Raw genomic sequence first — 11,770 nt, forward strand, 5'->3', positions numbered from 1 at the left:
TTACCCCTTAAGGTCTTGACGTAGGTGGCGTTTAAGGATTTTGCCTGCGGTACTTTTGGGCAGCGCATCGGCAAAGAGGATGTGTTTAGGCACTTTATAAGGCGCCATCAGCGTTTTTGCGTGATGGATCAGCTCCTCCTCGCTTGCCTCTTGGCCCTCTTTCAATACAACTACCGCCGTGATGGCTTCGATCCATTTCTCGTCGGGCTGACCGATCACCGCCACTTCGGAGACCGCCGGATGCTTGAATAGCCCCTCCTCTACTTCACGGCTAGCCACCAGCACGCCGCCGGTATTGATCACGTCCTTGATACGGTCAACAACGTACAAATAGCCCGCTTCATCGAAGTAGCCCACGTCCCCGGAGTGGAACCAACCGCCCAGGAAGGCTTCTTCAGTCATCGTCGGCTTATCCCAGTACCCGTTCATGAGCTGCGGCGATCGATGGACGATTTCACCATGCTCGCCGGGCGGCACATCGTTCATCTCAAGATCGACGATGCGGGTTTCCACCGTCAAAATGGGCCGCCCGGCGGACGCTGGGCGCTCAGCGTGTTCCTCAGGGCGCAGCACGGTCGCCAAGGGCGCTATTTCGCTCTGCCCATAACAGTTATAGAGCCCGACGCCCGGTATACGCTGCTGAAGCTCTTCCAGTACCGGCACCGGCATAATCGAGGCACCGTAATAGGCTTTATTTAGAGCGCTTAAATCAAAGCGATCAAATTCAGCGTGGCGCAACAGGCTGATCCAGACCGTGGGCGGGGCAAAAAATGACGCGATCTGGTGATCAGCTATAGCGCTTAAACACAGCTCGGGAAGCGGCGCCTCTAGCAAATAGACGGGCGCACCGAGCAACAGTGCTGGCATGAGAAAGACGTGCATTTGTGCTGAGTGGTAGAGCGGCAGCGCGGCGAGCATGGCGTCGCTGCCTTTAATATCCAGCTCAACCATACAAGCCATATATTCGGCCATCAGTGCCTGATGGGTCATCATCGCGGCCTTAGGCGCGGCGGTGGTGCCCGAGGTATAGAGCAATTGAGCAAGGCTGGCACCGTCGACCGTCACATTGGGCTCTTCGCTACTCTTTTCACTATTGGGCGCTTCACTACTGGATCCTGAAACTGCATGAGCGAGTACATCAAAGCTTTTCGCATCCCGCCCCTGATCCGCATGCAGGGTGCCCATCATGGTTAGATCCAAGCCTTCGGTCGCGGCACTTACTTTGTCGGCGAGGCTGATATCGCTGAGCAGGCCAGTTGCCCCCGACTGGTCAAGAATATAGCGCAGCTCATCGCTGCTTAAAGCGAAATTGATCGGCACATGCACCAACCCCGCTTTAGCAGCGGCAAGCCAGGCGATGACATAGGCATCAGAGTTTTTGCCATACACCGCCAGCCGATCACCTGGCGTAAGCCCGGCTGCCAGCAGGCCATTGGCTACGCGGTTGGCTGCCTGGTTGAGCGTTTGATAGCGCCATTGGCGCTCGCCAAATACCAGCGCCAGCTGGTGAGAATATTTTCGAGCGCTGCGGTTTAGAGCAGCCCCGATACTGTTTTGCTGAATAACCGACGTTTCCGGCATGCCAAATCCTCTGAGTTGTTGTAATGAGTTGGCAAAGACTTAACTGTTTACCAGCGGGCAGACACTCTCTGAAAGCGGACGGAAGGCCTCTTCTGCAGGAATGGTGCGAATAACATGAAAGAGATCATCCTCATCCTGCGACTCTTCAGGTGTTTTCACTTCTACTAAATACATATCGTGAACCATGCGGCCATCCTCACGGATGTAGCCATCGGTGGCGAAGATGTCGTTGATGGGGGTATCGGCCATTTGCTGACGGACGGTTTGGGTGTCATCGGTGCCGGTAGCTTCAATCGCTTCAAGGTAGTGGCGAGTACTGGAATAGAGACCCGCGTGTACCATGGTAGGCATGCTGCCGGTACGCTCACGGAAACGCTCCGCCCAGGCCCGGGTTTCTTCGTTTAGATCGTAGTACCACGCTTTTGTGAACTGCAGACCCTGAGCGTTCTCTAAGCCAATGCTGCGTATATCAGTACTAAACAGCACCATGCCCGCCAGAATCTGCCCTGCCTGGGTAATGCCGAATTCCCCTGCTGTCTGAACCGCGTTAATCGTATCGCCGCCAGCGTTATTTAGCGCAATGACATCAGCGCCAGACGCCTGGGCCTGGAGCATAAAAGAGGAGAAGTCACTGCTGGGGAAAGGGTGGCGAGCGCTGCCCACGATGGTGCCGCCATTTTCAGTCACTACGCGTGTGACGTCGGCTTCCAGTGCATGGCCAAAGGAGTAGTCAGCGCTTAACAAATACCAATTTTTGTGGCCTTCATCGGTAATTGCCTTTGCCGTTCCGTTGGACATCGCCCAGGTGTCATAAACCCAGTGAATATGATTGGGCGAACAGTGCTCATTGGTAATGCTTGAAGAGACAGCGCCATTGACCAGTCCAAGTTTATCCGCCTCTTCCAGCAGGCTCACCGCCGCCAGAGTGACAGAAGATGCCACCAGCCCGGTGACCATATCGACGTTGCGCTCATCGATCCACTCACGCACGACGCTTGAGCCTACATCGGGGCTATTACGGTCATCGGCGCTAAACACCACAATATTGGCCCCATTGACGCTGCCGCCCATATCTTCAATCGCCATATTGATAGCGTCTTCACCCAATGGGCCAATGGGGTCGCGATAAACGCCGGACATATCGGCTAAATAGCCAATGCGGATTTCGTTATCAGAGATACCCTCATCAGCAAAAGTAGTGGGCGCATAGCTGGCCATCAGAATGGCAGCGGCGAGAGTGGAAGTAGCAAAGCTGTGAGATAAACGAGGAGATATTGGCATTATTATGTGGCTCTCTTTTGTTGTTATTAAAGGGTGTTACTGAATCAATCGCAGCGACGTAGCACGCCATAGCTTGCGTTCATCTTAGGCGCTAATAAGCGCTAGCTGTTTACCTATCGAGCCAGTTTTTTTGCAATTCGTGCCATTTCCTTGCGTCCATCGTCTTTAACACACCATTAGTCGATACTTGCGCATACCGTTACAATGGTGCCTTTGCATATTGAACGGGAGACACCTTTGGACACCGCGTATGCCGATGACTTTTTACCCGAAGCACTACAGTTTCGGCCTAGCGCCCCCTTGGTGGATATTGGCGCTAACTTGACCCACGATAGCTTCGGGCGTGATCTGGAGGCGGTTATCCAGCGCGCCCAGGCGGCGCAGGTAACGACCATGATCGTCACCGGCACCGACCTTGCCCACGCAGAGCAAGCGGTTGCGCTTGCCAAGCAGTATCCTGGCCTCTACGCCACAGCGGGAGTGCATCCCCACGACGCCAGTCGCTGGGATGATAACCTTGAGCGCGCCATGGCAGCCCTGCATGCCATGCCGGAAGTCGTCGCCGTAGGCGAGTGTGGTTTGGATTTTAATCGCAACTTCTCGACGCCCAAGGAGCAGGAGCGTGCCTTTGAAGCGCAGCTGGCTCTGGCAGTAGAAAGCGGTTTGCCGCTGTTTTTACATGAACGCGATGCGGGCCAGCGTATGCGCGAAATCCTGCATGCGTGGCGAGACGACATCAGTCATGCGGTAGTGCACTGTTTTACCGCTGACCGCGATACGCTGTTTGGTTATCTCGACCTAGACTTGCATATAGGCCTGACCGGTTGGATTTGCGACGAGCGCCGCGGTCATCACCTGCGCCCACTGGTAAGCGATATACCCTTAGAGCGTTTGATGGTAGAAACCGACTGCCCTTATCTGTTGCCCCGCAACCTGCCGGCGAAGTTAAAGGGTCGCCGACACGAACCGGCGTTGCTACCGTGGATTGTCCGCGAGATCGCCCAGTGGCACGGTATGAGCGAAACTGAGCTAGGTGCGGCAACCACACAGACCGCCCAGCGTTTTTTCCGTCTTTCCACGGAATCTTAAAAGGAGTATTAGCGTGGCCGATTATCCAGGGTTTATAGCCATTGAAACGGGCGAAGACGATGGGCTCCCGCTAGCCATTGCCTGGTCGCTACCCGATGGCCGGGTGAAGCAGACATTGATTCAGCCAGACGATAGCTGGATCAAAGAAGATACCAACGCAATGGGCGCCTATAGCATGGAAGAGCTAGAGAGCCTGGGCGTTAGCCCGCTAGAGGTGATTCGCGAGCTGGAGAACGATCACTTCTCCGCCACGCTGTATACCAGCGACAACGGCGACGACGAAGCGGCACTGGCGCGATTGTTCGACACCTACGGGCTAGACCCCTTCGTGGAATTAGCCCCGGCGTCGGTGCTCTACCCTTCGATTACCCCAGGCGAATGGCACCGCCAGCGGCGCGAAACCTTCAGTGAGCTGGGCTTAGAGCCGATGCGCCCAGAGCATGAGCTGGAAGTGATGCTATCGATGCATCAGCGCCTGACCGATGAGGAGTAAGCAGTAGCACATGTTCATTAAGGGCCCCTTCCATTACAGCAAGGAGACGGCCAGCCCACCTAGGAGCCAGAAAGCCGCGATCACCACTAGCACTTTTAGCACCTTGTCGGTCAACGATGCTCCGCCGTGGTCGTGGTGATCTTCATGGCCATGATCATGGTGCTCCTGTAGGGAGAGTTTCCAGAACCAGAACATAACGGCCGTCAACATGAGGAAAAAAATGTTAAGGAAAAGCTGGTAATTAACCTTAAAGAACTCCCGATCCCCCGGCGCTGTGGCACTGGCGAAGTCCGGCAACAACCCCATAAAAACCAATGCATAGTGCAGAATTAGCGAAACCGAAACAATACCCACGAACATCAGTCCTAGTAGGTAAAGAGCCATACGCCAACCATAGTAGGTGGCGTTAATACGCAGTACAGGCAGTACGATAAGATCAGAAAAGATAAATGCCATCACCCCGGCGAAAGTGACGCCCTGGCCGAACAGGACTGCCGCCAAAGGAATATTTCCCATGGAGCCGATAAAGGTGAAAAAGGCGGCAACCGGGCCGACAATAGTTTGTGCCAGTACCGATAGAAAACCAGGATTGGCACTATTCTCGCCACCCGAGCCAATGAACAATGTCTGAAAAAAAACATCTGGAACGAAGGCCGAGATTATCCCAGCCACTGTAAAACCAATCAGCACATCCTTCCAAACCATCTGCCATTCCATGACGTAAGTCTGACCAATATCTTTCCATCCTTGAAGGCTAGAGATTTTCTGTTTCCAATCTTTGCCTACCTGCTCACCCTCACCTTCCGGCTTCCCCACTCTTCGACGGGCCTGGGCTTCAAGTCGACGTGGACGCGTAATCCTGATAAGCATCCAGGTAACCAGAATCAGCATAATACCGCCAACATATTCCCCAACAACAAACTGCCAGCCGAGAAAGACGGCGATCACCATACCCAGCTCAATGACCAAGTTGGTGGAAGCCAACATAAAAGCCATTGTTGGCGCCAACCCTGCCCCTTTCTGAAAAATGCTGCGAGTAGTCGCTAACGCGGCAAAACTGCAGGAACTTGAAAGAAAGCCAAAAAATGTACCCAATGCAACGCTTCTTGGGCCATCCTTACCCATTACCTTCTGCATACGCTCTTTGGTCACTAGCACCTGAATAAGGCTGCTAATGATGTAACCGAGTACAAAAGCCCACAGTGCCATCCAAAAAAAACCGATACTGGTTATGGCCGCTTCATTCCATGATGTAAAAAAATCAGCCATTGAATCGTCCTTAGTCAGAGTGATTAGTTTCAATTGGCGCTTTTTTTCAAGCGACAGTCTCAACATAGACGCCTTACCGCCTTTACAACAACCTATGTAGGCCTTGAGCGATAGCCAACTGGCGGGAAAATCCTTGTTGATAGTAAGCCTCCAAGGCGTGGCGAAAAACTTCAGCGCGGAGAGGCAAACCCTCGTGTTGGTAGCGCTGGGCACGGGCCTCTACACGCATCGCAAAGGTCTCTATATCTACCTCTATATCACCGCCTAGATTATCCACGCTGACATGAAACACACGGCCACAGGCGCGGGTGAAGATAGACTCCAATGCCTGTGGCGCAATCTCAGCCTGCTCAAACGCTTTTTGCTGTTCAGCATCGCGCCCATCAGGGCAGTACCAGTAGCCGTAATCCTCTTGTTGGCGCCGCTGTGCTCCCGCAATACACCAATGGCTGATTTCATGCAGCGCACTGGCATAGTAGCCCCGCGCGAAGATAACCTGATGATAAGGCGTTTCGCTATTAGCGGGCCGATAGAGAGGCTCATCCCCGCCCCGGATCAATCGGGTTTGATAGCGCTCAGCAAAAATCCCGTCAAAAAGCGCGGTAATATCCTCGAGCGTCCACCGCTCCTGCCTGTCACTCACAATTGACCCCGTTTGATACTGATTTTGGGGCATTATACCCACTCGATTAATACAAGCTAACGGCTACCCCCAAAAGAGAGTCGCTCCTGCTAATATAGCGGCCTTTCACAGCAACTTTTCCCCTTTAGGAGCCAACAAGTGGGCGGCTTTACTCAGCAAATTAAACCGGTTTATTGGCCAGAAACACGAACGTTGATGCACTTGGCACTGCCTATTTGCGGTGCACAGTTGGCTCAGGCAGGGATGAGTGTCGTCGATGTCATGATGACCGGTCGGCATAACGCCACGTCCCTTGCCGCTGTGTCGGTGGGCTCGAGCCTGTGGATGCCACTCATGCTTTTTATGACGGGCACTTTAATGGGGCTGACTCCGATTGTGGCGCATTTGCTGGGAGGGCAGCGCCATGAGGCTATTCGTCCGGCCGTTCATCAGGCGCTTTGGGTCGCGCTGCTGCTAGGCGTTACCGCGGCGGTGCTGCTTTGGTCGGCCATCATGCCGATATTTGAATTGATGAGCGTGCCGCCAGCGGTCGCCAGCCAGTCTGCCGCCTATCTGTCAGCCGTCGCCTTTGGCATGCCGGGGATCGCCCTCTTTCAGGCGCTTAGAGCATTCTCTGATGGCATGAATCATACCCGTCCGGCGCTATGGATCAGCTTGGTCGGTTTAAGCGTGAATATTCCTGCCAACTACCTCTTGATCTACGGCGGCGATGGCTTGGTTGATCTATTTGGCCCCTGGGTTCCCACTAGTTTGCAACAGTTACCTGCCTTGGGCGCTTTTGGCTGTGGCATTGCGACGGCGCTCTCCATGTGGACGATGGCGCTGGCGATGGCCTACTACACGCGCAGGGGAAATACTTATAAAAGCGTTGCGATTTGGCACAAACTGACACCGCCCCAATGGCTAGGTATACGTGAATTAGTGGTGGTGGGCGTTCCCATTGGCGTGGCTATTTTTGTTGAAGTCACCCTGTTCACGCTGATTGCACTCTTCATTGCCAGCTTTGGTGAAGTCACGGTAGGTGCCCACCAAATAGCGCTCAGCTTCACCTCCATTCTGTTTATGCTGCCCCTGTCGCTGAGCATGGCGCTAACCGTACGAGTCGGTAATACGCTAGGTCAGCAGCGCTTAGCACTAGCCCGCAAAGTCGCTTGGAATGGAATTGTCATAAGCGTCATCATTGCCGCTATTAACAGCCTCGTACTGTGGGTTAGCGCCGAACCGGTAATCGCACTTTACACCTCTAATAGTGAGATACAGGCGCTAGCGCTCTCGATCATTGCTTTAGCCGTTATTTTTCAGCTCTCAGACTCGTTACAGGTTAATTTAGCAGGGGCTTTACGCGGCTATAAAGATACCCGCATTGTGATGGTGATTACGGTGCTCTCCTACTGGATTGTAGGCTTGGGTGGCGGCCACTGGCTGGGCTCTTATGGAGTGGGTGATATGGTTGCCCCTCTAGGGGTTCATGGCTACTGGATTGGGTTGGTTGCAGGCTTGAGTACCGCAGCACTGCTACTTGGCTGGCGTTTACAGCGTATTAGCCTTCGGGGGTAAAGCATGGCTCAATGGAGAAACCTTTCTCTAGCAATCACCCTAAGCACCCTACTGGCTGGCTGTGGGGATAACCCCGCTGAGCAGCAGTGGCAGCGTTATCATCAGCAACTCGCCGATGACCTTGCACTATCAAACATTCAAAGAACTGACCCGGGAAATATTGGCGACTTCCCTGAGCGCTCCGATCGGGTTATAGATATTCCCGAAACCCGGGACAGCCTGCTGAATGTATACGCGCTGCGCGAGTGCCAAATCACTTCGCTAGTCGCTGCACGAAACAATCAACTGGGGCGTGTAGCTCCACCTAGCCAACAGTGGTTATATGAGCGCACGCTATGGCAGCGACTTAGCGCCTGTTTAAATAGCGAGGTACCCGAACAGTTAAGCGATGAAGATAGAACGCGCCTAATTCGATTAACCACGACCAAAACGGCACAGTTACCCACGGTCAGCTGGAACGCTATTTTTGATTCCAGTGAGTGGGTTAAAAGCTTTTCACGAGCGAGCCAGCCTTTATCGAACGTCGATGAAACCACTATTACTGGTCAGCTTGAAGCGATTGATTACTTACAGCAAATGACGGATCACCAGTTTGATCTCGACTGGCAGCAGGACTCTTCTACCCTTGAAAACCATTTGAAAACCCTGCAACAGCGGCCATTGACTGCTGAGGTGTTGCGCGCCCTGCTACTCGACACCCAACGCTTAACAGAAGCGAATGCATTGTTAGCTCGGCAGAGTGATACCACCCGTTGCTTAAGCCGTTGGGAATCGCCGTCGCTTGAACGCTTGGCAAACGCTGCCCAGCAGTGGCTAACGGCGATCAATCGCTTAATTGACGCACAGCAGGTAAGCAAGCCAATAGCGATTCAACGCTATCAGAAACGCTGGCTTTCGCTGGATAATGACCAAGCTCCCTGGAGCCAGTTTCTGCAAGCGCTCTCTGAGCATCAAGCGCTGCGAGCTCGCTTTCCAACCTGCTCAGATAATTAAAAAGTGCAGAACCCTTAACCTTATGAGCAAGTTGTGCTATTTGTGGATATGAGAGGCAAATGAATCGGCTTTGCCAATCTGATGACCACGCAGCATAAGGAGGGACACAATGGGCGCATCCTTGTCACCCCGCTCTGCCCAGGTCATCGACCTGGAAACTGTGCGCCAGCGTCAGCAGGCGCAAAAGTGCCTTGTCCGTTTAGCCCCTGAGCTAGATGGCTTAGAGATGGTGTACCAGCTCGCTGCGAGTCCCGACGCCTACTATGGCTTGCCTATTTTGGCCTGGGGGTTAAGAGAGGACGGTACCGTCATCGGTTTGGTGCCGTGGATGGAAAGCCTGGCAGCCTGCCATGATCTGAATAGCCAGGAAAATGGCTACTTCGTAGGTTATCGTGATCCTGAAACGGAAGAAATTTTTGATACGCCACCGGATCACAAATACCACGAGCTAGTTGCGGCGGCTGAATACTTTGATTATGAGGCTTCTGGCGAAGTCACCCTTATTCAGCAAATCCCCGATACTCTGGGCACCCACGCACTGTGCATGAATCACCCCGATTCACCCTGGCATATGAAGCCCGTTTACGGCTGGCGTCTCTACAGCGACGGTAGCCTTGACGCGCTCCTTGCCGACGAGAACAAAGCGGCGATGACGCCGATTTTGTTAGGGGATAAGTGCCTCTACAGCGCTCATACCCGCCATCAAACCGTTTACTTTTTCCAGCGCCATATCGCCAACCGCATTCTGGAAGAAGATCCAGAGACACTTGATGCGCTAGCCATGATGGTTGTGGCCAGTGATTAATCGAGTGCCTTAACGTCGCTTTGTGAGCGAGGCCAACATCAATGAGTTGATTTTGATTTGAGCCTCGCATGGGTTCTCGGCTATTTCGAAGGGCTATCTTAAGGGCTAGCTCAACGGGTTATGCTAAACGAATAAAGTAGAGGTAGTTATTCTCAGAGGCGGTGTCCTGCTCAAGCAATTCGTGCCCTAAGAACTGACAAAACTTGGGGACATCTCGCGTGGTGGCTGGGTCAGTGGCAATCACTTTGAGCACTTGGCCTGGGCTCATGTCGCGCACTTTGTTATGCATCAGCATAATCGGCTCTGGGCAGTAAAGTCCTGTGGTGTCCAATACCGCATCAACGTTGGGTAACGTACCCGTATTATCAGCCATCAATATCCTCGATGTAGGAAACAGAAAGTATGATTAAAGTTATCATCGAACGGCGAATTATGCCCGGTCTTGAAGAAGAATTTGAGCAAGCAGCGCGGGAGGCAATGCGCGTTTCTCTAGGCGTAAGGGGCTTTATCAGTGGTGAAACATTGGTAGAACTGGGTCATACCGATCGCCGACTGATGATTACCAAATGGCGTGACCTCCGCGCTTGGAAGGAGTGGCACTCAAGCGAAGCGCGGATAATGGCCATGCAGCGTATTTTACCGCTGTTAACCGAAGATGAAACTATCCGGATTTACGAGCCAGGCTATTAAACATGAGGTTTTACTAGCGTTAATCCCTAAGTCTCACATGCACCGTTACCTCTTCCCTATCGTGATAGAGGTGACGGCATGATACGTTGGCATGCACACCCGCTTTTTCCAGCGACTCTTCCAACGCCGTTAGACAACGTGTTACCTCATCCCAGCGCTTTTTCATGGGCAACTTGAGGTTAAAGATCGCCTCTTTGCACCATTTACGAATCAGCCATCGCTCCACCATGGCTAGCACTCTCACTGGTTTATCAACAATATCGCACACCAGCCAGTCTAGACGTTGTGGTGGCTCCCAGGTAAAGCCATCCTCTTTGAGATGATCAATCTGCCCAGTCTTCATCAACTGTGATTCCATTGGGCCATTATCGATGGCATACACGTACATGCCGCGCTGAACCAACTGCCACGTCCAACCTCCTGGAGCGGCCCCTAAGTCAGCTGCTTGCATATGCGGTGCTAGCCGCACATCCCACTCATCCCTAGGAATAAACTCGTGCCACGCCTCCTCCAACTTCAGCGTTGAGCGGCTAGGCGCACGAGAGGGAAAGCGCAGCCGACGAATACCATTAATCAAATCGCTACGGTTGCCTGGGAAGCTCATCGCCAGCTGCACTTGATCACCGTCAGTCCAGAAAATATGTAAACGTCGTGCGCCCGCGCTGCGCCTTAACGCACCACGTTTTTTCAACATACTTTCCAACGGCTTGGTAAGTGCCTTAATCAGCCCGGCCAGCGCTTTACCATCGTTGGTATCCGGCGTTTCATGCCAAATCTCTTCAAAGCTCCAACGGCTGGCTTTAACCTGTTCCAAGATAGCGGTAAGACGGTCGTCACGGGAAAGAGTGAGCGCAGGCAAGGCCGCTAAGCTCTGGCGTGCGAAAATCAGCTTTTTAAACGCTGCCTGGCGGTGCAAATCATTAACCGCTTCGCCATCAACACGCGTTAAGCTTACCCACCCTTCCCCATGAGATGACTCACAGGGGATGCCCTGTAATGCTGCGTGATGCTGCAGTTCCGCAAGCGCATCACTCTCAAACCCAGGACGGCAGTAAACTAGCCATGATGTAGGTACCGTTTCACTCACCACTTCACCTCGATTCCGCCCATCACAAACGGTGTGGGCTACCTAATTAATTGGGGCGCATCATAGCATTTATCCAACACTTTTTATTTTCTTTCGCGCAAACAAAAAACCCAGCCGGTTGGCTGGGTTCTTCGTTAAATAAGTGCCTGACGATGACCTACTCTCGCATGGGGAGACCCCACACTACCATCGGCGCTAAGCGGTTTCACTTCTGAGTTCGGCAAGGGATCAGGTGGTTCACGCGTGCTATGGTCGTCAGGCGTAACTGGCTATGTACATCAT

General features: G+C 53.1%; 12 protein-coding genes and 1 rRNA gene. 6 read left to right on the forward strand and 7 right to left on the reverse strand.

Annotated elements, in window-relative coordinates; genetic code table 11:
* Together KF947_RS02900 and KF947_RS02905 are read right to left on the reverse strand one after the other, a co-directional pair.
* Complete coding sequence (locus KF947_RS02900; RefSeq protein WP_227405400.1) at positions 1 to 1,581, reverse strand: fatty acyl-CoA synthetase; 1,581 nt, start codon at positions 1,579 to 1,581, stop codon at positions 1 to 3.
* A 39-nt stretch (positions 1,582 to 1,620) separates the two neighbouring features.
* The gene (locus tag KF947_RS02905; RefSeq protein WP_133732693.1) at positions 1,621 to 2,862 is read right to left on the reverse strand and encodes an ABC transporter substrate-binding protein; all 1,242 of its coding nucleotides are present in this window, start codon (positions 2,860 to 2,862) and stop codon (positions 1,621 to 1,623) included.
* A gap of 204 nt (positions 2,863 to 3,066) precedes the next feature.
* Here KF947_RS02905 and KF947_RS02910 point away from each other — a divergent pair, with 204 nt between their 5' ends.
* Positions 3,067 to 3,951 (forward strand): TatD family hydrolase, encoded by an 885-nt coding sequence (locus tag KF947_RS02910; protein ID WP_413614118.1) that lies wholly within the window; start codon positions 3,067 to 3,069, stop codon positions 3,949 to 3,951.
* 13 nt (positions 3,952 to 3,964) lie between these two features.
* Positions 3,965 to 4,444, forward strand: coding sequence for a hypothetical protein (locus KF947_RS02915; RefSeq protein ID WP_227405402.1), 480 nt, complete (start codon positions 3,965 to 3,967; stop codon positions 4,442 to 4,444).
* A gap of 33 nt (positions 4,445 to 4,477) precedes the next feature.
* Here KF947_RS02915 and KF947_RS02920 read toward each other — a convergent pair whose 3' ends face one another.
* Together KF947_RS02920 and KF947_RS02925 are read right to left on the reverse strand one after the other, a co-directional pair.
* Positions 4,478 to 5,779, reverse strand: a complete 1,302-nt coding sequence (locus tag KF947_RS02920) for a permease (protein ID WP_227405403.1) — start codon at positions 5,777 to 5,779, stop codon at positions 4,478 to 4,480.
* A gap of 16 nt (positions 5,780 to 5,795) precedes the next feature.
* Positions 5,796 to 6,389, reverse strand: a complete 594-nt coding sequence (locus tag KF947_RS02925; protein WP_227405404.1) for an elongation factor P hydroxylase — start codon at positions 6,387 to 6,389, stop codon at positions 5,796 to 5,798.
* Positions 6,390 to 6,494: 105 nt separating this feature from the next.
* Between KF947_RS02925 and KF947_RS02930 the strand changes: the two genes are divergently transcribed.
* From KF947_RS02930 to KF947_RS02940, 3 genes are all read left to right on the forward strand, one after another.
* The gene (locus KF947_RS02930; RefSeq protein ID WP_227405405.1) at positions 6,495 to 7,913 is read left to right on the forward strand and encodes an MATE family efflux transporter; all 1,419 of its coding nucleotides are present in this window, start codon (positions 6,495 to 6,497) and stop codon (positions 7,911 to 7,913) included.
* A 3-nt stretch (positions 7,914 to 7,916) separates the two neighbouring features.
* Positions 7,917 to 8,906 carry a DUF3080 family protein gene (locus KF947_RS02935; protein ID WP_227405406.1) on the forward strand — a complete coding sequence of 330 codons (990 nt, stop codon included), beginning with the start codon at positions 7,917 to 7,919 and terminating at the stop codon, positions 8,904 to 8,906.
* Between the two features lie 109 nt (positions 8,907 to 9,015).
* Positions 9,016 to 9,711, forward strand: coding sequence for a hypothetical protein (locus KF947_RS02940; RefSeq protein WP_133732700.1), 696 nt, complete (start codon positions 9,016 to 9,018; stop codon positions 9,709 to 9,711).
* Positions 9,712 to 9,829: 118 nt separating this feature from the next.
* Here KF947_RS02940 and tusA read toward each other — a convergent pair whose 3' ends face one another.
* Positions 9,830 to 10,084 (reverse strand): sulfurtransferase TusA, encoded by a 255-nt coding sequence (tusA, locus tag KF947_RS02945; protein ID WP_227405407.1) that lies wholly within the window; start codon positions 10,082 to 10,084, stop codon positions 9,830 to 9,832.
* A 29-nt stretch (positions 10,085 to 10,113) separates the two neighbouring features.
* On the opposite strand from tusA, the gene KF947_RS02950 reads away from it, so the two are divergent.
* Positions 10,114 to 10,401 (forward strand): antibiotic biosynthesis monooxygenase family protein, encoded by a 288-nt coding sequence (locus KF947_RS02950; RefSeq protein ID WP_227405408.1) that lies wholly within the window; start codon positions 10,114 to 10,116, stop codon positions 10,399 to 10,401.
* A gap of 19 nt (positions 10,402 to 10,420) precedes the next feature.
* Here KF947_RS02950 and rlmM read toward each other — a convergent pair whose 3' ends face one another.
* The gene (rlmM, locus tag KF947_RS02955; protein WP_223288165.1) at positions 10,421 to 11,491 is read right to left on the reverse strand and encodes a 23S rRNA (cytidine(2498)-2'-O)-methyltransferase RlmM; all 1,071 of its coding nucleotides are present in this window, start codon (positions 11,489 to 11,491) and stop codon (positions 10,421 to 10,423) included.
* 141 nt (positions 11,492 to 11,632) lie between these two features.
* Positions 11,633 to 11,748, reverse strand: a 5S ribosomal RNA gene (gene rrf, locus KF947_RS02960).
* Positions 11,749 to 11,770: the final 22 nt, after the last annotated feature.

Source organism: Halomonas sp. FeN2 (assembly GCF_020595105.1).
In the GTDB taxonomy this organism is placed as follows: domain Bacteria; phylum Pseudomonadota; class Gammaproteobacteria; order Pseudomonadales; family Halomonadaceae; genus Vreelandella; species Vreelandella neptunia.

Excerpts from the sequence above, each read along its gene's own strand:
- KF947_RS02900 (WP_227405400.1), bottom strand. The coding sequence starts at position 1,581 with ATGCCGGAAACGTCGGTTATTCAGCAAAACAGTATCGGGGCTGCTCTA.
- KF947_RS02905 (WP_133732693.1), bottom strand. The coding sequence starts at position 2,862 with ATGCCAATATCTCCTCGTTTATCTCACAGCTTTGCTACTTCCACTCTC.
- KF947_RS02910 (WP_413614118.1), top strand. The coding sequence starts at position 3,067 with ATGGTGCCTTTGCATATTGAACGGGAGACACCTTTGGACACCGCGTAT.
- KF947_RS02920 (WP_227405403.1), bottom strand. The coding sequence starts at position 5,779 with ATGTTGAGACTGTCGCTTGAAAAAAAGCGCCAATTGAAACTAATCACT.
- KF947_RS02925 (WP_227405404.1), bottom strand. The coding sequence starts at position 6,389 with ATGCCCCAAAATCAGTATCAAACGGGGTCAATTGTGAGTGACAGGCAG.
- KF947_RS02935 (WP_227405406.1), top strand. The coding sequence starts at position 7,917 with ATGGCTCAATGGAGAAACCTTTCTCTAGCAATCACCCTAAGCACCCTA.
- KF947_RS02940 (WP_133732700.1), top strand. The coding sequence starts at position 9,016 with ATGGGCGCATCCTTGTCACCCCGCTCTGCCCAGGTCATCGACCTGGAA.
- tusA (WP_227405407.1), bottom strand. The coding sequence starts at position 10,084 with ATGGCTGATAATACGGGTACGTTACCCAACGTTGATGCGGTATTGGAC.
- KF947_RS02950 (WP_227405408.1), top strand. The coding sequence starts at position 10,114 with ATGATTAAAGTTATCATCGAACGGCGAATTATGCCCGGTCTTGAAGAA.